This window comes from Calothrix sp. NIES-2100 (assembly GCF_963875285.1).
GTDB lineage: Bacteria > Cyanobacteriota > Cyanobacteriia > Cyanobacteriales > Nostocaceae > Aulosira.
In genome coordinates, this window is record NZ_CAWNLA010000001.1 from 1,854,094 (window position 1) to 1,875,423 (window position 21,330).

General features: G+C 40.7%; 28 protein-coding genes. 7 read left to right on the plus strand and 21 right to left on the minus strand.

Translation table 11 applies throughout. The annotated features are described in order from the left end of the window. Positions 1–25: 25 nt before the first annotated feature. The 9 genes from AACU32_RS07845 to AACU32_RS07885 form a co-directional block, all read right to left on the minus strand. On the minus strand, positions 26–979 hold the full coding sequence (locus tag AACU32_RS07845) for an asparaginase (RefSeq protein WP_096599069.1): 954 nt from the start codon (positions 977–979) through the stop codon (positions 26–28). 135 nt (positions 980–1,114) lie between these two features. Next, complete coding sequence (locus tag AACU32_RS07850; protein ID WP_096599070.1) at positions 1,115–1,615, minus strand: CGLD27 family protein; 501 nt, start codon at positions 1,613–1,615, stop codon at positions 1,115–1,117. After that, complete coding sequence (gene rsfS, locus AACU32_RS07855; protein WP_096599071.1) at positions 1,612–2,073, minus strand: ribosome silencing factor; 462 nt, start codon at positions 2,071–2,073, stop codon at positions 1,612–1,614. The genes AACU32_RS07850 and rsfS overlap by 4 nt, the downstream gene beginning before the upstream one ends. A gap of 371 nt (positions 2,074–2,444) precedes the next feature. Then, positions 2,445–3,716 (minus strand): glycosyltransferase family 4 protein, encoded by a 1,272-nt coding sequence (locus AACU32_RS07860; RefSeq protein ID WP_096599072.1) that lies wholly within the window; start codon positions 3,714–3,716, stop codon positions 2,445–2,447. Positions 3,717–4,013: 297 nt separating this feature from the next. After that, on the minus strand, positions 4,014–4,754 hold the full coding sequence (locus tag AACU32_RS07865) for an amino acid ABC transporter ATP-binding protein (RefSeq protein ID WP_096599073.1): 741 nt from the start codon (positions 4,752–4,754) through the stop codon (positions 4,014–4,016). A 32-nt stretch (positions 4,755–4,786) separates the two neighbouring features. Beyond that, positions 4,787–5,938: an amino acid ABC transporter permease gene (locus tag AACU32_RS07870; protein WP_096599074.1), complete on the minus strand. Its 1,152-nt coding sequence runs from the start codon at positions 5,936–5,938 to the stop codon at positions 4,787–4,789. 161 nt (positions 5,939–6,099) lie between these two features. Next, positions 6,100–7,023 (minus strand): amino acid ABC transporter permease, encoded by a 924-nt coding sequence (locus tag AACU32_RS07875; protein ID WP_096599075.1) that lies wholly within the window; start codon positions 7,021–7,023, stop codon positions 6,100–6,102. 87 nt (positions 7,024–7,110) lie between these two features. Beyond that, on the minus strand, positions 7,111–7,365 hold the full coding sequence (locus AACU32_RS07880; RefSeq protein ID WP_339377641.1) for a hypothetical protein: 255 nt from the start codon (positions 7,363–7,365) through the stop codon (positions 7,111–7,113). A 137-nt stretch (positions 7,366–7,502) separates the two neighbouring features. Next, positions 7,503–8,582, minus strand: coding sequence for an amino acid ABC transporter substrate-binding protein (locus AACU32_RS07885; RefSeq protein ID WP_096599077.1), 1,080 nt, complete (start codon positions 8,580–8,582; stop codon positions 7,503–7,505). A 643-nt stretch (positions 8,583–9,225) separates the two neighbouring features. Here AACU32_RS07885 and AACU32_RS07890 point away from each other — a divergent pair. Both AACU32_RS07890 and AACU32_RS07895 read left to right on the plus strand, forming a co-directional pair. After that, a complete protein-coding gene (locus AACU32_RS07890; protein ID WP_096599078.1) occupies positions 9,226–9,783 on the plus strand; it encodes a hypothetical protein in 558 nt (185 codons plus the stop codon). Positions 9,784–9,859: 76 nt separating this feature from the next. Further along, positions 9,860–10,504, plus strand: a complete 645-nt coding sequence (locus AACU32_RS07895) for a DUF3318 domain-containing protein (RefSeq protein ID WP_096599079.1) — start codon at positions 9,860–9,862, stop codon at positions 10,502–10,504. Positions 10,505–10,673: 169 nt separating this feature from the next. Here AACU32_RS07895 and AACU32_RS07900 read toward each other — a convergent pair whose 3' ends face one another. Next, complete coding sequence (locus AACU32_RS07900) at positions 10,674–11,471, minus strand: 7-carboxy-7-deazaguanine synthase QueE (RefSeq protein WP_096599080.1); 798 nt, start codon at positions 11,469–11,471, stop codon at positions 10,674–10,676. A gap of 222 nt (positions 11,472–11,693) precedes the next feature. Between AACU32_RS07900 and AACU32_RS07905 the strand changes: the two genes are divergently transcribed. Beyond that, a complete protein-coding gene (locus AACU32_RS07905; protein WP_339377644.1) occupies positions 11,694–12,719 on the plus strand; it encodes an anti-sigma factor antagonist in 1,026 nt (341 codons plus the stop codon). A 185-nt stretch (positions 12,720–12,904) separates the two neighbouring features. Here AACU32_RS07905 and AACU32_RS07910 read toward each other — a convergent pair whose 3' ends face one another. The 3 genes from AACU32_RS07910 to AACU32_RS07920 form a co-directional block, all read right to left on the minus strand. Beyond that, complete coding sequence (locus AACU32_RS07910; RefSeq protein WP_096599081.1) at positions 12,905–13,177, minus strand: type II toxin-antitoxin system RelE family toxin; 273 nt, start codon at positions 13,175–13,177, stop codon at positions 12,905–12,907. Then, a complete protein-coding gene (locus AACU32_RS07915; RefSeq protein WP_096599082.1) occupies positions 13,164–13,376 on the minus strand; it encodes a hypothetical protein in 213 nt (70 codons plus the stop codon). The genes AACU32_RS07910 and AACU32_RS07915 overlap by 14 nt, the downstream gene beginning before the upstream one ends. 223 nt (positions 13,377–13,599) lie before the next feature. Continuing rightward, positions 13,600–13,818, minus strand: coding sequence for a helix-turn-helix domain-containing protein (locus AACU32_RS07920; RefSeq protein ID WP_096599083.1), 219 nt, complete (start codon positions 13,816–13,818; stop codon positions 13,600–13,602). Positions 13,819–13,982: 164 nt separating this feature from the next. Here AACU32_RS07920 and AACU32_RS07925 point away from each other — a divergent pair, with 164 nt between their 5' ends. Further along, positions 13,983–14,219 (plus strand): hypothetical protein, encoded by a 237-nt coding sequence (locus AACU32_RS07925; protein WP_096607907.1) that lies wholly within the window; start codon positions 13,983–13,985, stop codon positions 14,217–14,219. Here AACU32_RS07925 and AACU32_RS07930 read toward each other — a convergent pair. Beyond that, positions 14,216–14,341, minus strand: coding sequence for a hypothetical protein (locus tag AACU32_RS07930; protein ID WP_339377645.1), 126 nt, complete (start codon positions 14,339–14,341; stop codon positions 14,216–14,218). The two genes, AACU32_RS07925 and AACU32_RS07930, sit on opposite strands and share 4 nt — an antisense overlap. 68 nt (positions 14,342–14,409) lie before the next feature. Here AACU32_RS07930 and AACU32_RS07935 point away from each other — a divergent pair, with 68 nt between their 5' ends. Then, positions 14,410–14,670 (plus strand): hypothetical protein, encoded by a 261-nt coding sequence (locus AACU32_RS07935; protein ID WP_096599084.1) that lies wholly within the window; start codon positions 14,410–14,412, stop codon positions 14,668–14,670. Beyond that, positions 14,667–15,071 (plus strand): type II toxin-antitoxin system VapC family toxin, encoded by a 405-nt coding sequence (locus tag AACU32_RS07940; protein ID WP_096599085.1) that lies wholly within the window; start codon positions 14,667–14,669, stop codon positions 15,069–15,071. The genes AACU32_RS07935 and AACU32_RS07940 overlap by 4 nt, the downstream gene beginning before the upstream one ends. Positions 15,072–15,135: 64 nt before the next feature. Here the strand turns inward: AACU32_RS07940 and AACU32_RS07945 are convergent, their stop codons facing one another. From AACU32_RS07945 to AACU32_RS07955, 3 genes are all read right to left on the minus strand, one after another. Further along, the gene (locus tag AACU32_RS07945) at positions 15,136–15,375 is read right to left on the minus strand and encodes a type II toxin-antitoxin system HicA family toxin (protein ID WP_096599086.1); all 240 of its coding nucleotides are present in this window, start codon (positions 15,373–15,375) and stop codon (positions 15,136–15,138) included. Then, positions 15,368–15,634, minus strand: coding sequence for a type II toxin-antitoxin system HicB family antitoxin (locus AACU32_RS07950; RefSeq protein ID WP_096599087.1), 267 nt, complete (start codon positions 15,632–15,634; stop codon positions 15,368–15,370). Before AACU32_RS07950 ends, AACU32_RS07945 begins: the two co-directional genes overlap by 8 nt. 107 nt (positions 15,635–15,741) lie before the next feature. After that, on the minus strand, positions 15,742–15,969 hold the full coding sequence (locus AACU32_RS07955) for a peptide ABC transporter substrate-binding protein (protein WP_096599088.1): 228 nt from the start codon (positions 15,967–15,969) through the stop codon (positions 15,742–15,744). Positions 15,970–16,079: 110 nt separating this feature from the next. Here AACU32_RS07955 and AACU32_RS07960 point away from each other — a divergent pair, with 110 nt between their 5' ends. Beyond that, entirely contained in the window at positions 16,080–16,319 is a 240-nt protein-coding gene (locus AACU32_RS07960; RefSeq protein ID WP_096599089.1) for a helix-turn-helix domain-containing protein, read from the plus strand. A gap of 127 nt (positions 16,320–16,446) precedes the next feature. On the opposite strand, the gene AACU32_RS07965 is transcribed toward AACU32_RS07960, so the two are convergent. The 4 genes from AACU32_RS07965 to acnB all read right to left on the minus strand — a co-directional run bounded on the left by AACU32_RS07965 (position 16,447) and on the right by acnB (position 21,268). After that, positions 16,447–17,619 carry a hypothetical protein gene (locus AACU32_RS07965; RefSeq protein ID WP_096599090.1) on the minus strand — a complete coding sequence of 391 codons (1,173 nt, stop codon included), beginning with the start codon at positions 17,617–17,619 and terminating at the stop codon, positions 16,447–16,449. Positions 17,620–17,839: 220 nt separating this feature from the next. Beyond that, positions 17,840–18,184, minus strand: coding sequence for a XisI protein (locus AACU32_RS07970; RefSeq protein ID WP_096599091.1), 345 nt, complete (start codon positions 18,182–18,184; stop codon positions 17,840–17,842). Next, on the minus strand, positions 18,172–18,588 hold the full coding sequence (locus tag AACU32_RS07975; protein ID WP_096599092.1) for a XisH family protein: 417 nt from the start codon (positions 18,586–18,588) through the stop codon (positions 18,172–18,174). Before AACU32_RS07975 ends, AACU32_RS07970 begins: the two co-directional genes overlap by 13 nt. A 49-nt stretch (positions 18,589–18,637) precedes the next feature. Next, entirely contained in the window at positions 18,638–21,268 is a 2,631-nt protein-coding gene (gene acnB / locus AACU32_RS07980; protein WP_096599093.1) for a bifunctional aconitate hydratase 2/2-methylisocitrate dehydratase, read from the minus strand. Between the last annotated feature and the right edge of the window lie 62 nt (positions 21,269–21,330).

Consider the following 21,330-nt stretch of genomic DNA (forward strand, 5'->3'; position numbering starts at 1 on the left):
TAACCCAAAGTCAAAAGTTTGGCAACTACAAAAGCGATAATTCTCCAATTACTTCTAAACGCTTGTATTTTCCTAAAATCATAAACTTCTCAGCTAGGCTTTCGGCGACGCTGGGAGTAATCCAGCCCATCTGCTGAAGCAAGTGAATCGCCACAGCATATTTTGCTCGCTTTGCCCCATCTACAACTTTAATCGCCAATCCCATGCCTTCCCCAAGCCTGCCTATGCACTGCACTCCTTCTGCACCAGCTTTACTGACTAATTCCCCAGGAGTTAAGCGCATCAGTTCCGTATCAAATTCTCCATCTCCGGCTACCATTGTCGGGTGATGAGTCATAGCCCGGACAATCCGCTCCATATCCAAAGTCTTACCAGAGGCTAGCAAGGCATACAGCGAACCCATCTGCCCAAGTTGCATCAGGTAAGTTGGTGCGCCACAGTCATCATGAACACTAATAAATTCTTCTGATGGCATTCGCAGCAATTCTGCTACTTTGCTCAGAATTAACTGTTGGACTGGGTGTTTGCGTTCTAAGTAGTTAGTCAAAGGCCAGTGGCGTTGCTGACATACGGCTAACATTCCCGCATGTTTACCAGAGCAATTGTATTCTAGGGGACTTTTCTTACCTTCTGGAATCGGACATTGGAGTGTGCTGGGGTCAAGATCGGCCCGCCACAAGATATTAAATACTTGTCTTACTTGCTCTATGCTACCTTTGTGGGAACTAGTGATGATTGCCAAATCCCGATCGCTGAGGTCGTAACGTTCTAGTGTACCTGTGGATGTGACTGCAAGGGCTTGAAATGGTTTGAGTGCTGAACGGACAAATGCCGCAGTTTCCGCATTCCCAGCAACGGATAAAACCCGTCCCCGTTCGTCGCAGACAACAGCTTGGACTATATGCCTCGATTCAATAATTCCTTCCCGGAGCAACCTGACTTCCAAGGCTGCGGCTTGAGTTCGTTTTCCCATTGTCATGGGTTAAAATTTATCTCTATTTTGTTATTTTTTATGATTTGTTTGTTACATGTCAGTTGTCATTTGTCCAAGAGTCATTTGTCGTTTGTCCCATGACTCGTGACCAATGACCAATGACCAATGACCAGTGACTATTTATAACAAATGCCAAACTATACTACCAGCAAGAAACATTCCTGCCAAGCCAGCAAAGGTTAGTTGCAGGCGGCCGAGAATAGGTTTGATTTCGTATGTGGCAATTAAGCGATCGCGGTTTAGTACTTCCTCTGGTTTTGTCCAAGTTTGACCGTCATACCAACCAGACTCTTCATAAAATACTGTGGGGCTAAACAGGCGATCGCTCACATAATACCAGCCTAAGTACAATCGTACTAGTAGCAGGATTACTCCGATACTCGCGCCTGCTGCACCAGAAAGAATAAATTGGACAATCTGCTTATGTGGTGGAAAACTGGCTGCGGCTACAGGCCCTGCTATCACCCAGGATAAACTCCAAAGCATGAGCATTTTCGTGATATGTTCGCGCCAATTTAAGGCACAATCACGAAATAGCCAAGATGTTCTTAATTGTTCGTACTCATTGAGTGGTTGTTGTTCAGTCGGAACTGGGCAATTAGAAACCGAGGATTTGATCATGTTGGCTTACCCCCACCGTCATCGGCTGTTGGAAGTTCTAGACGTTCAGCATGAGACCAGAATGCTTCTAAATTATAAAACTCCCGCTCCCTGGGCATCATGATGTGAATAATCACGTCGCCGTAGTCTTGCAACACCCAACTCCCTTCTGCTTTACCCGCTGTCCGCAGGGGATGGCGTTGCAGTTCAGTTCCTACTTTGTCTTCAATGGCTTCGGCGATCGCCCTTACTTGTACTCGAGAATAGCCTGTCATTACCACAAAATAATCTGCCAGGTAAGAGACATCTGCTACTCTTAGCAGCAAAATTTCCCCAGCTTTGCGGTCTGAGGCGGCTTCGGCCACAGTTATCGCTAATTTTCTACTATCATCGTCAGTTTGGTTTGGTGCGCTAGCGATCGCACTCTTTTTCAAAGATAAAGATTGTATTGGGAAATCTCCTTGGAAATAATCAGACATTAAACCTCAGGTGCTTTATGCCTTTCGTTACATTTTCTTACAATTTTTAACAACTAATCTTGCTGTTTAAACTGTTTTTTTGCATACTAACAAAAAAAAGGGCTGTATGGTCATTGGTCAAGAGTCATTGGTCATTGGTCATTGGTCATTGGTGAGTTGAATTTTATACTTTATACTTGAGGTGTATGGGTATATAAGCGAACGTAGGGGTTTAGTAATGTACTAAACCCCTACATTGGTAAAATTAGGATTGCCGATTACCAGACATGGCATTTTTTGACTGCGGCTGGGTATTTAAAAGCACAAAAAAGCGGTTGGTCTGTGACTACCGCTACCTGCTAATGACCAGACAGAAGCTTCTCGGTGCAAGATTAAACTTCTTGGTTCGATATTTTCGGAGAGTGAATTACTGGATCATCTACCACCAGAGATTCACATAATAACTCATAGTTATTTAAAGCTTGCTCAAAGGCATAATGTTCCACAGCATACTGGCGACTTTTATAACCTAAAGTCTTAACTTTCTCCGGATTTTCGTACAAGTGCAGAATCGCATTTGCTAAAGCCTGGGGATCTTCTGGAGGAACAACAAAACCACCACCACTTTGTCTGATGGCTCTGGCTGCTGTACCATTTTCTGGTACAGAGGCAATTAATGCCCGCCCACTGGCAAGTAGGAGTTGTATTTTTGAAGGCATGTTGAAAGATACAACATTTTTCTTTTGCACAACTAAACCAACATCCGCAGCTGCTAACATCTGTGGCAAATGTTCTCGCGGTTGAAATGGCAGTAACAAAACGTTATCCGCACCATAATTGAGACAGTCCTGTTGCAGTCTCTGTAATCCTTTAGCCTCGCCAGCGATCGCAAAAACAATATCAGGGATATCCCTTAACATAGCAGCAGCTTTAATCACTGTTTCTAAGCCTTGGGTAAGAGCAATGTTTCCAGAATATAAAACTACAAATTTGTCCTGAAGATTGTGTGTGGCGCGAAATTGATTATTTTCTTGAGACAAAGGACGAATAAAACTCACATCAACCCAGTTAGGAATTTGGACAATTTTGTCAGATGGTACACCCTTCTTGAGCAAATTATCTACAAATCCATCAGCAATAACGCTAATTTTAGTAGCGCTGTGATAAGCAAACTTCTCTAAGTGCGTAAACAGCTTGATGAGTAATTTATTTTTCAGTAAACCTAAATCAATAGCTGCTTCTGGTAAAATATCTTGAAGATTTAAAATCACAGGGCAGTTATGTAACAACCCTAAAAGAGAAGCCGGTAAGCAAACAGGTAGTGATGGTGACGTGGAAATAATCACATCTGGTCGCCAGCCCAGCAATGCAGGCAAAAAACTGGTTACTAAAAAACTAGCATCTAACAATATCCGATCAAGCAGGTTTGGTTCTGGACGAATCCAAACATAACTCCTTTGAATTTCAACTCCATTTTTGTATTCTGTAAGATACAACTTACCCCGATAGCTAGAGTAGATTTGACGTTCAGGGTAGTTGGGCATAGCAGTAACTACACGCACTTGATGTCCCCGCTTTACCAGTCCCTCTGCTAATTCCGTCATCAGCGGGGCAATACCAATCGGTTCTGGATAGTAGTTGTAGGAGTAAATCAAAATCCGCATAAAAAATTAGTCAGAATTATCTGGTTTTTTATTGAAAAACAATATTTATTCCCAAGATTTTTTGAACTTCTGACACACCCTAATTCATTGTCCCTTTAGTCTCTTCCTCTGTCATTGATTTTTCGTTGAAGATTAAGTAAACTTTGACATACCATACTTAGGTAACAGTCAACTAAACTGTAACTAATTGAATCCATTATGGTCATTAAGAGGAGTGATATTACTTACGTAGAATTTTTGTATTTTATCTTGATGAAGATGAAAAGATAGCAAAGTTTTAATATTAAATGGCGAAAGTTAGAGAATTTGGGATAAAAACTTACGAGTTCGCTCTTGTTGGGGTTTGTTGAAAAACGAGTCTGGTGTCGCTGATTCGATGAGGGAACCACTATCCATGAGGATTACTCTATCAGCAACTTCACGAGCAAATCCCACCTCATGAGTCACTACTACCATAGTCATGCCGTCACGGGCAAGACTGCGCATCACATCCAAAACTTCTCTAACCATTTCCGGATCTAAAGCTGAGGTTGGTTCATCAAACAGCATGATTTTAGGTTGCATAGCTAAAGCACGGGCGATCGCTACCCGTTGCTGCTGTCCCCCAGATAATTGTCCCGGATATTTATGTGCTTGTTCTAAAATTCCGACTCTTTCTAGCAATTGCATCGCCGATTCTTGTGCTTTAGCCTTCGTCCACCGACGTACCCAAACTGGTGCCAAAGTAATATTTTGCAGTACTGTTAAATGGGGAAATAAATTAAATTGTTGAAATACCATTCCCACTTCTTTGCGAATTGCATCAATATTTCGCAAATCATTGCTCAGAGTAATACCATCTATCACAATTTTGCCTTGTTGATATTCTTCTAAGGCATTAAATGTGCGGATAAAGGTAGATTTTCCTGAACCTGATGGACCCATCAATACGACTACTTCACCACGGCTTACTGTCAAGCTTACACCTTGAAGAACGTGAAATTTTCCATACCATTTATGAACATTTTCCGCAACAATTATCGGAGTTAATTCTGACATAAAATTTTCCTTTAATAACTAATGACTAATGACTATTGACTAAGCTGCTTTTCTAAGCGTCGAGAAGCCAGGGACATGGAGTAACAAAATATCCAGTAAATCAATCCAATAAATAAATAAACCTCTCTATAACGTCCGAGAAATTGCGGCTGCGCCACAATTGAACGGGACATTCCGGTAAGCTCTACCAATCCCACCAAAGATAAAAGCGAAGTATCTTTAAATAAGCCAATAAATTGACCTACAATTGCCGGAATAACCGCACGTAAAGCTTGTGGTAGTACAATCAATATAACGACAAATAGAGAATTAAATCCTAGTGCTTTTGCAGCTTCAATTTGTCCCCGGGAGATAGCCTGAAGTCCGCCGCGCACATTTTCTGCCATGTAAGCAGCACTAAATAAAACCAGTCCTGTAATTGCTCGCACTACCCGATCTAAACGTAAATCGACTGGGAGAAATAATGGCACCATAATCTGTGCAAAAAACAAAATCCCAATCAACGGTAATCCTCTGATAATTTCAATGTACAGGATAGAAAACCAACGCAAGACAGGTAAATTGCTAGTGCGTCCTAAAGCTAGTAAAACTCCAATGGGGAAAGAAAGTACAATACTAACTGCTGCCATTAATAAGGTGAGTAGCAAACCGTTCCACAAATTTGTCGATACAGATTGTAAGCCCAATCCACCACCAATTAACCAGAGAATTACACTAAAAGATAATAACCATACTAGGGAAAGCCAAGGAGCTATTACTTTCGGGAATTTTCTCCCAATCCCCAATCCGACAGATAATAAAACAGCAATTAACAGCAACCAGAGGCGGGATGTAAAATCCAAAGGCACAACCCCTAAAAAAACAGCAACCATTAAAGTAGAAAGTGTAATTCTCCGCTTTGTTAAAGGTTGTTGATTAGAAAATACACCCCAAGTTACAGCAGTTAAAGTTGCAGCGATCGCCAGCACAATCCAAACTCGCCAATATAAGGATGGGGGAAATCTTCCTACTAAGAATAAACGTAAATTAACTTGAATGACCGCCCATTGTGCTTGGGTAGTTGTCCAAATAAGAATTCCCCTGACTAACCAAATTAGAAATGCTAGACAGACAACAGTCAGCAAGCTGTTGTACCAAGTGCTGAAAAGATTTTTCCGCAGCCACAGTAATTGAGGATTTGTCATTTGTCATTTGTCAGTTGTCAGTTGTCAGTTGTCAGTTGTCAGTTTTCAGTTGTCCCCCTTGTCCCTCCGTTCGCGCAGCGTCTCCCCTTGGGAGAAGTTCTGATCGCCGGACGCCGGCGCTCAGACTTCTCTCCTTGTCTCCCTTGTCCTCCTCATCCTCCTCATCTCTCCTGAATCCGCACCATGCGGTTGAAAAAATTCATGACTAGAGAGATTGTCAAACTGAGGGTGAGATAGGTAAGCATAATGAGTAAGATAGCTTCTACCGCCCGCCCGGTTTGGTTAAAGGTGGTAGAGGCGACAAAATAAATATCCGGGTAACCAATGGCGATCGCTAAACTGGAATTTTTGGTCAAATTGAGATATTGGCTGGTCAAAGGTGGGATAATTACCCGCAAGGCTTGGGGAAAAACCACCAATCGCATCACCAACGCTGGTTTTAAACCTAGCGATCGCGCAGCTTCCCATTGTCCTTTTGGTACTGATTGAATTCCCGCACGGACAATTTCGGCAATAAATGCACCTGTATAAAAAGTTAAACCCAGTAGTAAAACTGAAAACTCTGGAGACAAAGTAAACCAAGGCAATTCTGCACCATTTTGACTCAGGTAAATCCATCCCCAGAGAGAAATTTTATTTTCCGCCTTGGGAAAACCAAGGAAAACCGCAAAATACCAAAACAGTAATTGCAGCAGTAAAGGTGTATTCCGGAAAATTTCTACGTAAACTAAGCTAATATTCCGTACTAGCCAGTTATCCGAGAGTCGCGCAATTCCTGCACTTACTCCCACAATTGTCGTCAGAAAAACTCCAGCAATTGCAACTCGCAATGAGTTAATCAGTCCTACCCACAAGGCGCGACTATAGGTATCAGTTGGTTTGTAGGTAATCAGAGTTTCACCAATATCAAAAGATGCTTGCTGTTTGAGAAAATCAAAGCCAAACTGAATACCTAGTTGCTGTAAATTGCGGTTCAGGTTACTCCAGAGTATTGTGACTACAACTGCTGCTAAAAATACAGCGATAAATTGTCCGGCGATGCGCCAAAAACGGCGATCGCGCCACAATAATTTTAGGTTTGTCATTTGTCAAGAGTCATTTGTCATTGGTCAAGAGTCAATGGTTAATGGTCAATGGTCAGTTGTCATGGGTTATGAGTCAACAGTCAAGGGTTAAGCTCGCAATTTTAGTTTTAAAGGTGCTGCTTCCAAGCTTAAAGGTGCAACTTCCAGGCTCAAAGGCTCAACTTCCAAGCTTAAAGGTGCAACTTCCAGGCTCAAAGGCTCAACTTCCAAGCTCAAAGGCTCAACTTCCAGGCTTAAAGGTGCAACTTCCAGGCTCAAAGGCTCAACTTCCAAGCTTAAAGGTGCAACTTCCAGGCTTAAAGGTGCAACTTCCAGGCTTAAAGGTGCAACTTCCAGGCTCAAAGGCTCAACTTCCAGGTAAAAAGGCTCAAACTACATCCTCACTTCACCATAAATTTTGTCCTCCTTGTCTCCCCGAAGTTCTGATCGCCGGAAGCCGGCGCTCAGACTTCTCTCCTTGTCTCCCCCATCCCCCCACATCACCGGAAAGGTGGAGAATAGAGTAATCCGTTTTTTGACCAAAGTTGATTTTGACCACGGGCTAGATTGAGTTTTGTTTTTGGGCCGAGATTGCGATCATAAACTTCGCTATAGTTGCCAACATGCTTGATAATTCTGGCTGTAAAGTCGTTGGTTAAGCCAAGGCTCTCACCAAGGTTCCCTTCTGTTCCTAAAAATCGCTTGATATCTGGGTCATTACTAGTGGCAAATTGTCCCAGATTTTGAGAATTAATCCCTAATTCTTCGGCTTTGACTAGGGAATAAACTACCCACTTCACAGTATCCGCCCATTTAGTGTCACCTTTGGCGACTGCTGGTGCTAGTGGTTCGGAAGAAATGACTTCATCGAGAATTAGGTTATCTTCTGGTTTGGGTAGAAGCGATCGCCGCGCCACTAACGCAGAACGGTCAGCTGTAATTCCGTCGCAACGCCCCTCTGCATAGGTTGCAAAGGTAACGTTGACATCCTCAAAAACAACAGGTTTGTAAGTAATACCCCGTTTGCGCATTTGGTCTGCTAAGTTCTGCTCGGTAGTCGTCCCAGTTTGAACGCAGATGGCCTTGTCTTTGAGGTCTGCTAAGGATTTAATCCCGCTAGTTTTGCGAACCATGAGCGCTTGACCATCATAAAAAACAACAGGTGCAAATTCCAAACCAACGGAGGTGGTGCGACTGAGTGTCCATGTGGTGTTGCGGCTGAGAATATCTACTTCCCCGGTTTGTAAAGCTGTAAACCGTTCTTTGGCGCTGAGATTGCGATACTCTACTGCATCTGGGTTGTCAAATAAAGCCGCTGCGACGGCGCGACAGACATCTACATCAATTCCGCTGTATTTACCATCAGTTCCGACAAAGCTGAATCCTGGAACTTCACCACTGACGCCGCAAATTAGCTGACCACGGTTTTTTACCGTATCCCAGCGATTTTTAATTGCTGGTGCTGTTTGGGTACTAGTTGTGTTAGTTGTACTGTTATTTGCATTTCCTGAGTCGCCACCACAAGCACTGATGGCAAAGATCAGGGGTGCGATCGCTAAAATTAAAGCTGATTTACGCATAATTTATGATGACCATTTACCAAGCAAAAATGTGTTTTCAACTACAATCTCTCTGTGAAAGCAAGTAGATGTTTGTAATATAAAACTTTTTGGGACGCTAGCTGAAAAATGGGGACTAGGGGAACCAGGACTAGGGGAACCAGCAGTAGGGTCTAGGGACTAAGGGCTAGGGAAGAAGAATTTTTATCGGAAAAACTGTTTAGAATTTGTGTGTCTAAAAATAAGATTTATCGGGTTTAGTGATTTTTAAACCTGCTTCATTGATACAGATAAATTCTCTTTTATTTGCGAAATTATTTGTTAATTATGGCAATATACAAGAGCATTCTTATAGAAGATAATAACTAAAAGTTTTATATTATAAAGTAGTATTTTTTGGGCTTTGTATAGAATAATTTTTAGGTGATTGTGTAGGGCTAAAAAAATTCAAAAGCTGAGAAAAATAGTTTTTTAAGATACCCTGACAACGGGTTCCTCAGTTTAAGAAGGTGAGGATTGGGCGTAGTATGGTTTTGTTAATCAACAAAAGCTGGATTGCATACTTCTAAAAAAGCGGAAGTAACTGTACTAACTTAGGCATCTGCCACTAGCAGGTTAAACTAGGTGTGGTAACAGCTGCTCCACCATTCCTTATGAGGCTATTATGGGAGCTAATCTGAAACAGATTGCTAAATACTTGGACAACCTTGGTTGGGACTACCGTTTTGATGATGAAGAAGACCGGATTATCACAGGTGTGGAAGCTGATCACCTAGATGACTTCCTGATAGTTGTGCAATTGGATGAGGAGGGGAAATTTTTTCGGGTATTTGCGCCTCAAGTTCTGGCTGGAGTGCAAGAGCATCCTTATAAGGGAGCTATCCTACAGACAATGCTGGCGATTTCTTGGGAAACCAAAATGCTGCAATGGGAGTACGATCCATCTGATGGTGAAATCCGTGCCATTATCGAGTTTCCCCTAGAAGACTCAATCCTCACAGAGAAACAATTTAACCGTTGTTTAAGCGGGTTAATTCAAATTGTTGATAGTATTGCAATGCCTCGCCTGAAAGAAGTGATGGAAACAGGTCACGATCCTGGGAATATAGAACTTGGCGAAAGACTGTTACTGAGTATTCAAGAAGAAGCTCCGGGATTACTAGAAATCCTAGAAAAAGCAATGGAAGCCAGAAAAAGGCGGGGAAGTTTTCCCAACGAGTGAGGCGGATTATCACTTAAATAGCTATACTCCAAAGTGATACCCTCACTATATACTGAATTTTCTAGGGCTGGATTTTATGACATCCTATGCAACCTCCTCTGCCAAAGCGGAAATGAGTGAACTTCGGCGATTGAAAGGCTTACTACCGCCAGAATTGCAGAGCTGGGTCACTGTTGAAGGCACAACTGAGGTCAATCCACCCCTGATCCGTAGCGAAGAAATTGGCAAAGACCAAGTAGAAATTCAAATTGACTTGGTGAAATGGGATAGCCTCGCAATGGATCAGCGTAATCTGCTGTTTTGGCACGAAGTCGCCCGCATTCAAAATGACACAATTCCCAAAGATGGTTGGGAAATGGCAGCATTGGCTATCGGTTTAGGTGGTGCTGTAGGTGAGTTGTGGGTACAGGATGGATTGTTACTGGTTTTAGCATTGGCACTTTGCGGCGTTTCCGGCTGGCGGTTATACCAAAAAAATAACGGGGAAAAACAACTAAAAGAATTAGTTGATGCTGATGATAAAGCGATCGCACTTGCAACTCGCTTTGGTTACAGCTTACCCAATGCTTATAAAAGTTTGGGTAGCGCCTTAAAAACTTTGATTGACACCACTGCTAGCAAGCGCCAGCGGTCTAGATATGAAGCTAGGCTCTCTGCCCTCAAACGCAGTGCTAATAAGGCAAAATCTAAATCTAGGCCTGTCGATGAAGGTGGATTTTAATCAGCTGTTCCATCCGCTCCTTGGTTACCATTCGGGACTAGGGAGCAGGGGAGCAGCACTTCGACTCCGCTCAGTGAGCAGGGGGGACAAGGGAGACAAGGGAGACAAGGGAGACAAGGAGGATAATTGAGCAATGCCCAATGCCCCATGCCCCATGCCCCATGCCCTCTTACAACTGATTTAACATTTTATGAGTTTGCGGTACAACACGGACGTGCTGCACAAACTTTTTCATTAAGGCTTGCCACTTCAAAACCTGTTCTGGAGAAGGGGCAAGTATAGGTTTTTCTGCCAATTGTTCAAAGTCAGCTAAAGGTGTGACAGGTTGTAAAAAAACTGGGATATCAGGACTCACATCTGCCACTAATAAAGCTGAACGCTCTAATTCAGTTGGCTCTGTGTTTTGTGAAATAATTATCTTGACAAAAACATCTAAATGTGAGTCATAACCTAATTTAAGGCATTGAGCGTGTTCTTGCCAATAGCTTTCACCGCTAACACTAGGTAACTTGAAATCCATGCCTATGGAATCTAAGTAGGGCAGAATCATCGCCAATTGTTCTGGGCGATGACCTCCAGTCTCCAGATAGATGGGTAGATTGGTGAGCGATCGCACTTGCGGTAGAAATAAGGCCAAAAAAGGGGTATGAAGCAAGGGTTCGCCCCCAGTTAAGCTAATGCTATCGTGTAGACAAGGTAGATTTTGCCGTTCAACCCATTCTAATAAAATGGGTAGGGGTACAGGATTGGAATGTACTTCAAAGTCACGTAAGCCTGGGGTTCGCTCTATCTTACAAGTTGCGGGTGCATTCCAAGTATGGGCGCTATCGCAAAAGTGACAGCGTAAGTCACATAAAGCAAAGCGAATAAAAATTTGTCTTGTCCCGACATTGAGTCCTTCCCCTTGAATAGCAGAAAAGACCTCTATCAGGCGTGCAGTAGGATTAACCGTAGTTTTAGAAGTCATGGGATAATAGCAATGCGATCGCGCCGCGTCTTCACAACAGCAAGTAAGTTTTTTGAGCCTCTTGTTTTATTGTGAATCAACGCTATTCATCTAGAATCTCTCCTAATTCACTAGCAATTAGTCCTGATTCCTACTAATTCTAGATGAGGATAGGTAATTACATTAGGACACAATTAATGTTTGGCAGCTTACATTTACACGGCAACTACAGTGCAGAGCTTCATGACTAGCCAACCTAAAGAGGTCGATTTTCTGGTTACTTATTTAAATGAAATAGCAGTAGTGCATATACCTGCCCGCTTGAGTGTGCTTGAGGCTGTAGACTTTAAGCACACTTGCCAAGAGTTAATCTTTGAAAATGCACAACTCAAACAAATCACTATTGACTTTCACCAAACTACTTTTATGGATAGTAGTGGTTTAGGCGCCCTGGTCAGTAATTTCAAAACCGCCAAGGAAAAACAAGTACTATTTATACTCCGTAATGTAACTCCTTCGGTAATGGCAGTCCTCAACCTCACAGGATTGGATCAAGTTTTTCCAATTGAATCATCAGGTATTGTAGCGCAAAAAGAACAACATGATCCCTTAGCTGCTCAAGTATCTTCTGGTCGTAAGGTTGAGCAGCTACCTACTACTCATCCTTCTGTAGCATCTTGGATGAAACGGTTGATCGATATTGTGGGAGCGCTCTTTGGTTTAGTAATTACAGGCGTTTTGCTGATTCCCATTGCGGTTGCTATTACAATTGATGATCCCGGCCCCATTTTCTTTAGTCAAACCCGTTGTGGTTGGATGGGGAAACGTTTTGAGATTTGGAAATTTCGCTCCATGTGTGTGGATGCAGAAGCCAAAAAATCTCAAGTGCAAAACCAAGTGCAAGGTGCTTTTTTCAAGAATGAGAGCGATCCCAGAGTGACAAAGGTAGGGCGCTTTTTACGGCGAACTAGTCTCGATGAATTGCCACAATTTTGGAACGTTCTCAAAGGAGATATGAGTTTAGTTGGGACTCGACCACCGACACCTGATGAAGTAGAACGTTATGAAGTACCTGAGTGGCAACGTTTAGATGTTAAACCAGGAATGACGGGCGAATGGCAAGTAAATGGCAGGTCAAAAGTACGTAGCTTTGAAGATGTAATTCGCTTGGATTTGCAGTATCAAAAAAATTGGAGTTTACTGTATGATCTTAAGTTAATTTTCAAGACTATAGGGATTCTATTTCATAAAAATAGTGGTGCAGTTTAACCAATTACCTGCATGTTTAATTGCTCGGTAATTGATAACTCACTAAATTAATTAATCTGTGCTACTCAGTTGCCTTTCTTCTGAGTAGCACAGATTTTTTATTAACTAATGTATATAGTTGAAAGCGATCGCACTTGGCAATGAATGAAGGGTGTGGCCTACAACTTTACATTACAATGTCTGATTCAAGGAAAAATTCTGTAGATGTCTTTGCGGTGAGCAACCCGTTGGCAGATTAATGTTTTTGTTTCTTGATCCACAGTAATGCCAATCCGATAATCCCCGACTCGAATCTTATATTTATCAGTATAGCCTTTGAGCTTTTCAAGATATCCTAATTCAAAAGGATTTTCTGATTCAAGTTCTTGAAACACAACGGGTTCTACGCGGCTTTGAATCTCTACTGGCAAAGCAGCAAGTTCTTTCAAGAATCGCTTAGTGTATTCAACCTTCCACATTTTCACCCATTAGTGATTTATAATATTTTTTGGCATCATTTTTAGAGAGGCGTTCTTCATCCTCTACTTCCTCCATCAGTTTTGCTAAACCGTAATCTTCAAGAATTTCTTCAATCTTTTCAAACTCAGCAATGGGAATTTGGACTGCTATAGGTTGCTGATTCTCATCAAGTACATAATTTTTATGAAATTCAAGCATTTTGGTAACTTCTAGCTTTAATTAGCTATTACTCTACTTATAATAAAACTATAAATGTCTAAGATGCAGTAAAAGCATTTGTCACCTTAATTTTAGGCTGTATATATTTGAAAGCGATCGCACCTGGAGAATTGAGGAGTGCGTTGGCGTAGCCAGCCGCAAGCATCGCCTGAATTGCTCTTTACTAAACCTGCTTCAACCAAAAGCAGGGAGTTAGTTAAAGCTATGTGTCTTCAGCCAGCATTGATTCTTTAACTGCTTGCACTAACTCTTCTTCTGTACATTGATACAAATCTCGCAGGCGAAATACTTGCCATACTTCCATTTTCGGCGTTGTTCTCCCTTTTTCCCAGTTACGAATGGAAGATTCCGCGCAGTCTAGTTCTTTCGCTACATCTAAGACTGTAAGCCCTGCACGATCTCTCAAGGCTCTTAAATCCATAGCTGACTAGACCTTTGATCTGATTTTAAACCGTTAATATTTAACGTTAAGTATTGACAAAATATATTAGTTTGCACTTTAATCATCATTGAAGAGGCGTTAGTGCATCCCCGGCAAGAGACTTGCTAACGCCCTTCACTAAACTGCTTATGGATAAATTAATCATGCCACAAAACAACGAATACAACGATTTCTCGTTAGAGATTAAAGCGAACGCATACAAAGAACGTTTGAATCCTTGGGCTATTACTCGTTTACTTCCAGATATGCAACGGGTAACTATCGCTAGATTTCGCACTCGATCTGATGCAGAAGGTCATTTGCAACGGTTACGTCAACTCATACCTGACGCTAGCTTTATGGTGGTTTTTGATTGTCAGCGTGAGGAAGTAGTGATTTAGAGGAATTGCGATCGCACTTGGGAAATTGAAGGGGCGATCGCAACATAAGTAGAAGGTGTGTTAAAGCTACCTGTCTTGAGCAAGAAGCATTGATTTTCCTCATACTTTTTCCTAACTAGCATTATTTATATATAAAATATAATCAGCTATCTGGTAGTAGAAACCCGTCTATTTAATCTAATTAAATCCTATGCAAAAAATAACTTTAAACTCTCATGTTGGACAAGATGGAATATTACATTTAGATATTCCGGTAGATGTTACTAATGCCGATTTAACTATTACTGTTATACTACAACCTATTACTGATTCTCAGCCAGAAAATCAACCTAAAGGAAAAGGTTGGCCTGCTAACTTTTTTGAAGAAACTTCAGGCTCTTTGAAAGATACTCCTTTAGTTATAGATTCCGAAGGTGTGTTTGATGATTTAGAAGAGTTTAAATTGTTATGAAATATTTACTAGATACAAATGTATGTATTAAATATTTGAATGAAGACTCGATGATTCGCCAGAAACTTGTTGAAAATATTGATTTAGAAGCTATTGCGGTTTGTTCAGTTGTGAAACTAGAGTTGTTTTATGGAGCGATGAGGAGTGATAATCCAGATCAAGTTTGGGCAAAAGTAAAGCGATTTTTAGAAGTATTTATTTCTTTACATTTAGATGATATTTCAGCTTTAAATGCAGGTAAGATTCGCGCTCAATTAGCTAATGCTGGTACACATATTGGTTATAATGATTTATTAATTGCTTCTATTGCACTGTCTCATGATTTAATTTTAGTGACTCATAATACTAAAGAATTTGTCAGAGTTGAAGGATTAAAAATAGAAGATTGGGAAATTGAATAATATAGTTGAAAGCGATCGCATTTGGGAATTGAAGGGGCGAGCGCTCATCAGATAATTATCTTGTCTACTTTAACAAGTACTCAATTTCCTCATCACTAAAACCAAACTGCCGAAAAATCCGCAACACATAAGCAGGAGACATTTCTCCTGCACCCATATCTATAGGAACTACTCTACGTTGTCCATCAACTTCACGAGTATATAAGCAATGATCGCCTTTTCCTTCTCGATAAAATGTGCAGCCTCCTTTTTCTAAAAGCTTAATTAGCTCTTTTGGTTTTAGGGAAGGTATATTTTTAGGCATATACTTTCCTTAATTCATATATCTCTGAATTTTGTTGTTTGTCCTCTAATAGTAAAAATTCATGTAGTTCTTCTATAGAAATTGGAGATTTATAGATATTAGTTTCAGTTTCATAAATTACTTCAAAAGACTCAATTGCTTCTTTTAACTTGCTAATGGCATCATCTTGAGTCTTTCCCTGTCCTACAATTCCATTTTCTAAACACAAAGCAATCCAATAGCCAGCGCTTTGCCTAAGTACTACAGTGTAAAAGTTCATTAGTTTTCAAAGTACTTTTTGTTATTTACTATTCTAGGCGATCGCAAAATCAGTATATAGTTGAAAGCGATCGCACTTGGGAATTGAAGAGTGCGATCGCTGCTTAATTAGCAATACAATAATCCGCTTGTTGAAACGCTGCGAGTTAAAATTTTCATCACTTTACCTGGTTCAGAAGCCGCTAAAAGCGGACTCCATTCACTAATCTCCGCAAAACCCAGTCTATAAAGAGTGTGAACGGTATTTGTGACTGTTTGGCGCGAACCGATGACAAGAACACTAACAGATTCTCTGTCTGAATCTGGTTGCATAGAAGGTAGAGTGCTTTTGTTCATTACAGTTGACCTAAAAGTTTATGTTCGTATATCCGAACATAATTAGTTTAGCATCTTGTTCGTAGTTACAAACATTTACTTGCTTATAAGCCTCTGACAAAATCGGAGGTATGGGAAAAGCAGGAAAAGCCCTCAAACGGGTACTAGAAATTTATGGCATTACTCAAAATCGATTGGCTGTAGTGATGGGAGTCAATCGTTCTAGTGTTTTTGGCTGGGTAAATGAAATTGCAGATCCACCAGGGGATACGGTGGTAAAAATTCGCAAGGCGCTTCAAGAAATTGAGCCTGCTGCGGCTGAGGAGTTTGTCAGGCTGTTCTGGGAAGATTTTGAAAAGCAAGAATTGTAATTGAATGGATTATTGCTGAAAATCGGAGCGATCGCATTTGGGAATGAAGAGTGCGATTCTTATGTATCATGATTTAATGTTAGTCACTCATAATACTAAAACGCACACACTTCACAACTCCATACCTCTAAGGAAGAAATTGTAATTTATTCATCTCTTGTTGTACGCTAACTGCTATTTGTAATGTCTCATCTAGAATATTTGCATATTCTGTTGCTTTTTGGCTTACTTTTAAGGCGTTTAGTGCGTTCAAATTTACTTGAAAGTTTTCAGCTTTAAAATTCGGATGTTCTCTTAATATTCTTTCAGTTTTTAAAGCACGAATTAAGTCTGAACGAGTAATAGATAGAGCTTCAATAACTTGTTCTCTGTTATTTAAATTAACTTCATTCCCAACCGCTCTCAACTTATCTATCACTTTTATATCTTCAATTAATTTATTGTATTGTTTTATTTCCTGAAGTATCAATTTGATTAGTTTATATTTTCTTTTTCTTTTATTAAATATTATTGGCATATATATATAGTCCAGTAGTATATCGGGTATATACATTATTAACATCGTTAAAAAGAATGGAATAACAAACATTACAAAAGGATTAAAGAATACAACCAGCTTTACAGCATCTGTAATAGTGAGATTTCGTTTAACAAAATATATTATAAATGCAATAACACATACAAGTTCAGCAATGATGCCTAATACAATAGATTCTTTTTGACTTAATTGTCTTTGAATGAATTTATTAAACTCTTTCCATTCCCTTATTCGTGAAATACCAACTCCTAAAAGTGAACTCCACTGAACATAAAACGCTAGTGCAGTACCGAATTCCTCCTTTAAATTAATATGAGAAAAATTAATCTTGCTGATATTTACTGTATATAAATAAACGTAATAAAGGAAAAAAATACCAGCTATTACAGAAAACAACGGGTGAAACATAGAGTATATTCTATTATACGTTGTATTTCCATAACTATTTTTCCTCATGTAGTAACGAAAATCTTTAAATGTTTGATCTATATTTATACCTGTCAACTTAACAATTTCAGCTTTGGTAATTTCTAAATCATTTAATTGTCTTTGATTATTAACTACAGAATCATTCGATATTCCTTGATATAATGAATAATTATGAATAGGTGAGATGGATTGATTATTTATTTGAGGTGGTTGACGAGAGAAAAATGTTTTTTCATTTTTATGATGTTTTCTCTTATACTCTTTATATGCGATAAAAGCTGAAATCACACCTGTTATCGTTGAGACAATTGCTAATATAAGTTCTAACGACATGATTATTGTTAAATATGAAATATTGAAAATATGCTGTATTGAATTTAACACAGCTTTTCAAGCATTGCCAATTGACAATATTCCCTACTTGTAAATTAATAACTAAGGTTGGGACGGTCTACTACTTCTCTTAAGATACAAGGTTGGGTTGAACGTAGTCACACCCAACCTACACAGCTTAAGGTTTTTGACTTTGATAAATTATATTTTTTTTGGTTGATTAGGCGATCGCAAACTCAGTCAATTTACGAGTTTCTGGAGAGTGAAAAGCTAAAACAATATCTTCTTTCGGTACACCTTCCCTTAATAACTCAGTAGCGATTCCTTCTTCTGTCCAATCTTCTTCAATGTAAATCTTCTCATTTTTAATGCGAACATAAACAGTAATTGCAGTAATTTTTTTCTCGTCATGCCAACCAACTTGAAACCAAATATATTGATCTCTTTGTTCATCCAAAGCTAAGACACTATCAACTCCAGAAGGATTAGGAGTTTGTGATGCTAATTGTTCATATTCTGTGAGAATTTTTTTGATTAAATTCCGATAATTTGCTAGTTTATCCATTTAACAATCTCCTCTGTTTTCAAATCAACAATTATTAGAAGTAAATTAGTCTCTTCAATTACTAATAAAATTGCTTTTTGCTGAAAAAATGATTGATAAATAGCCCTACTAATCCCTAAATAAATTTTAGTTTCGGGCAAAACAGCTTTTAATAAAGTACGATAAATAATATATTGACCTAAAGCTGTTTCAAATTCACGTATCGGTGAACGACTAATAAAACTTTTGATTTCTACAATAATTTGTTGTCCATTACGTTCAACTTCTAAAGTTCTATCAGCAAGTAAATCAGCAAATAACTGAATTTTTTCATATTTAATGGTATAAGGATCAGCCGTAATCGTCCAGCCATCTTTAATTAAGGCATTTTTTACCGCATCATGGTAGATATCTTTTGCTGGCATTGTTACCCTGCAATAACAGATAGGTGGGCATTACACCCACCTGATAAAACTATACCAACAAAGCCTGCTGCTCCTTACTAATCACTCGCCCTTCATCCTCAAAACCGGCGATTTGATCGAAGTTCAAATATCGATACAAATTCTCAGCGAAAGGATTAATCTTCTTCGCCACAATATCCAAGTATTCTTGCACTGTGGGAATGCGTCCTAACAATGCACAAACTGCGGCTAATTCGGCGGAACCTAAATACACTCTTGCACCTTTACCCATGCGATTATTAAAGTTGCGGGTAGAAGTGGAAAATACAGTTGTGCCATCAGCAACTCGCGCTTGATTACCCATGCATAAACTGCATCCTGGCATTTCTGTCCTCGCACCCGCAGCACCAAAAATGCTATACACACCTTCTTCTTTAAGTTGGTATTCGTCCATGCGGGTTGGGGGTGCTATCCACAGGCGTGTTTTTACTTCACCTGCGCCTTCCAATACTTTCGCTGTTGCCCGATAATGACCGATATTTGTCATACAAGACCCAACAAATACTTCTTGCACTGGATCGTTAGCAACTTCCGATAATAATTTCACATTATCGGGGTCATTGGGAGCGGCAACAATTGGTTCTTTGATTTCGTTCAAATCAATTTCAATTATTTCGGCATACTCTGCATCTGCATCAGCTTCCAGTAATACGGGATGGGCTAACCATTCTTCCATTTTGGCGACACGACGCATGATCGTACGCTCATCATGATAACCTCTGGCTATCATATTCTTTAACAGCGAGATGTTAGAACGCAGATATTCAGCAATTGTTTCTGGACTCAGTTTAATTGTGCAACCTGCACAGGAACGTTCTGCTGATGCATCTGTTAATTCAAAGGCTTGTTCAACTTTTAAATCGGGTAAGCCTTCGAGTTCTAAAATCCGTCCAGAGAAGATATTTTTCTTGTTCTCTTTCTCTACTGTTAGCAATCCTTTTTGAATGGCGACGTAGGGTATGGCGTTAACAATATCTCTGAGGGTAATTCCTGGCTGTAATTCTCCTTTGAATCTTACCAAAACTGACTCTGGCATATCCAAAGGCATGACACCCAAAGCCGCAGCAAAGGCGACTAACCCGGAACCTGCGGGGAAGGAAATACCTAGGGGAAAGCGGGTGTGAGAGTCGCCGCCAGTTCCGACGGTGTCGGGTAGTAGCATCCGGTTTAACCATGAGTGGATGATACCATCACCAGGACGTAGGGCAACGCCGCCGCGTTGGGCGAAAAAGTCTGGTAAGTCGTGATGGGTTTTGATATCCACTGGTTTGGGATAAGCTGCGGTGTGACAGAAACTCTGCATCACTAAATCAGCACTGAAACCAAGACAAGCTAGTTCTTTTAACTCGTCGCGGGTCATGGGGCCTGTGGTATCTTGGGAACCAACGGTAGTCATGATGGGTTCGCAAGATGTACCGGGGCGCACACCGGGTAATCCGCAAGCTTTCCCTACCATTTTCTGGGCGAGGGTGTAGCCTTTACCTGTATCTTCTGGTGCTTGGGGACGGATAAACAGAGTGCTGGGTGCTAAACCGAGTGCTTGGCGGGTTTTGTCGGTGAGGGTACGCCCAATTAACAGCGGAATGCGTCCACCTGCACGAACTTCATCGAGAATGGTATCGGGTTTGAGGGTGAAGGTGGTAATAACTTCGCCGGCTTCATTGGTGATTTCGCCTTTGTAGGGATGGATGGTAATCACGTCACCGGTTTCTAACTGGGTGACATCACACTGAATCGGCAAAGCACCGGCATCTTCAGCTGTATTAAAGAAAATAGGCGCGATCGCACTTCCTAAAATATATCCCCCAGCGCGCTTGTTGGGAACAAAGGGAATATCATTTCCCATGTGCCACAATACAGAGTTGATCGCAGATTTACGGGAGGAACCTGTACCAACTACATCACCTACGTAGGCGACAGGATGCCCTTTTTTCTTTAATTCGGCAATGGTTTTTAAGCTTCCTGGTTGCCGTGACTCTAGCATCACTAAGGCGTGTAAGGGAATATCCGGGCGAGTGGTAGCACTTTGGGCGGGGGATAAGTCGTCGGTATTCGTTTCACCAGGGACTTTGAAAACTGTAACGGTAATTGTTTCTGGGAGTTGGGGACGAATCGTAAACCACTCAGCTTCCGCCCAAGAATCAATTACGCGCTTGGCAAAGGGATTAGTTTTAGATAACTCCAAAACATCATGGAAAGCATCATACACCAACAGAATTTTGCTGAGGGCGTTGGCGGCATAGGCGGCGATGGGTTCCTTTCCTTGTCCCCCCATCACCAAGGGGGTTTCGGAAGAGTCGGAAACCGAGACGGTGGGAGTTTGCAGCAATTCAATTAAAGATTGGACATTGTAGCCGCCTACCATTGTCCCTAGTAATTCTACCGCTTGGATACGCGAAATTAAAGGGCTTTTAGTTTCACCTTTGGCAATAGCAGTCAAAAACCCAGCTTTGACATAAGCCGCCGCATCTACTCCAGGGGGTACGCGATCGCGCAATAAATGCAATAATGTATCTTCTTCCCCTTTGGGCGGATTCTTCAGTAATTCGCACAAATCTGAAGTTTGCTTTGCATCTAACGGTAAAGGGGGAATTCCTAATTCTGCTCTTTCTACAACGTGTTGACGATATGATTCCAACATTTTACGCTCCAAATATTAGCCACAGATGGTTTTAGTGTTTATAATCACTGCCTATATTTCAG

Coding starts and splice junctions, on each gene's coding strand:
- AACU32_RS07920 (WP_096599083.1), bottom strand. CDS start 13,818: ATGGATTTAAGAGCCTTGAGAGATCGTGCAGGGCTTACAGTCTTAGAT.
- AACU32_RS07890 (WP_096599078.1), top strand. CDS start 9,226: ATGGGAGCTAATCTGAAACAGATTGCTAAATACTTGGACAACCTTGGT.
- acnB (WP_096599093.1), bottom strand. CDS start 21,268: ATGTTGGAATCATATCGTCAACACGTTGTAGAAAGAGCAGAATTAGGA.
- AACU32_RS07845 (WP_096599069.1), bottom strand. CDS start 979: ATGACAATGGGAAAACGAACTCAAGCCGCAGCCTTGGAAGTCAGGTTG.
- AACU32_RS07935 (WP_096599084.1), top strand. CDS start 14,410: ATGCAAAAAATAACTTTAAACTCTCATGTTGGACAAGATGGAATATTA.
- rsfS (WP_096599071.1), bottom strand. CDS start 2,073: ATGTCTGATTATTTCCAAGGAGATTTCCCAATACAATCTTTATCTTTG.
- AACU32_RS07945 (WP_096599086.1), bottom strand. CDS start 15,375: ATGCCTAAAAATATACCTTCCCTAAAACCAAAAGAGCTAATTAAGCTT.
- AACU32_RS07870 (WP_096599074.1), bottom strand. CDS start 5,938: ATGACAAATCCTCAATTACTGTGGCTGCGGAAAAATCTTTTCAGCACT.
- AACU32_RS07900 (WP_096599080.1), bottom strand. CDS start 11,471: ATGACTTCTAAAACTACGGTTAATCCTACTGCACGCCTGATAGAGGTC.
- AACU32_RS07905 (WP_339377644.1), top strand. CDS start 11,694: ATGACTAGCCAACCTAAAGAGGTCGATTTTCTGGTTACTTATTTAAAT.
- AACU32_RS07865 (WP_096599073.1), bottom strand. CDS start 4,754: ATGTCAGAATTAACTCCGATAATTGTTGCGGAAAATGTTCATAAATGG.
- AACU32_RS07895 (WP_096599079.1), top strand. CDS start 9,860: ATGACATCCTATGCAACCTCCTCTGCCAAAGCGGAAATGAGTGAACTT.
- AACU32_RS07960 (WP_096599089.1), top strand. CDS start 16,080: ATGGGAAAAGCAGGAAAAGCCCTCAAACGGGTACTAGAAATTTATGGC.
- AACU32_RS07860 (WP_096599072.1), bottom strand. CDS start 3,716: ATGCGGATTTTGATTTACTCCTACAACTACTATCCAGAACCGATTGGT.
- AACU32_RS07850 (WP_096599070.1), bottom strand. CDS start 1,615: ATGATCAAATCCTCGGTTTCTAATTGCCCAGTTCCGACTGAACAACAA.
- AACU32_RS07955 (WP_096599088.1), bottom strand. CDS start 15,969: ATGAACAAAAGCACTCTACCTTCTATGCAACCAGATTCAGACAGAGAA.
- AACU32_RS07885 (WP_096599077.1), bottom strand. CDS start 8,582: ATGCGTAAATCAGCTTTAATTTTAGCGATCGCACCCCTGATCTTTGCC.
- AACU32_RS07950 (WP_096599087.1), bottom strand. CDS start 15,634: ATGAACTTTTACACTGTAGTACTTAGGCAAAGCGCTGGCTATTGGATT.
- AACU32_RS07925 (WP_096607907.1), top strand. CDS start 13,983: ATGCCACAAAACAACGAATACAACGATTTCTCGTTAGAGATTAAAGCG.
- AACU32_RS07875 (WP_096599075.1), bottom strand. CDS start 7,023: ATGACAAACCTAAAATTATTGTGGCGCGATCGCCGTTTTTGGCGCATC.
- AACU32_RS07930 (WP_339377645.1), bottom strand. CDS start 14,341: ATGCTAGTTAGGAAAAAGTATGAGGAAAATCAATGCTTCTTGCTCAAG.
- AACU32_RS07910 (WP_096599081.1), bottom strand. CDS start 13,177: ATGTGGAAGGTTGAATACACTAAGCGATTCTTGAAAGAACTTGCTGCT.
- AACU32_RS07970 (WP_096599091.1), bottom strand. CDS start 18,184: ATGGATAAACTAGCAAATTATCGGAATTTAATCAAAAAAATTCTCACA.
- AACU32_RS07915 (WP_096599082.1), bottom strand. CDS start 13,376: ATGCTTGAATTTCATAAAAATTATGTACTTGATGAGAATCAGCAACCT.
- AACU32_RS07940 (WP_096599085.1), top strand. CDS start 14,667: ATGAAATATTTACTAGATACAAATGTATGTATTAAATATTTGAATGAA.
- AACU32_RS07965 (WP_096599090.1), bottom strand. CDS start 17,619: ATGTCGTTAGAACTTATATTAGCAATTGTCTCAACGATAACAGGTGTG.
- AACU32_RS07975 (WP_096599092.1), bottom strand. CDS start 18,588: ATGCCAGCAAAAGATATCTACCATGATGCGGTAAAAAATGCCTTAATT.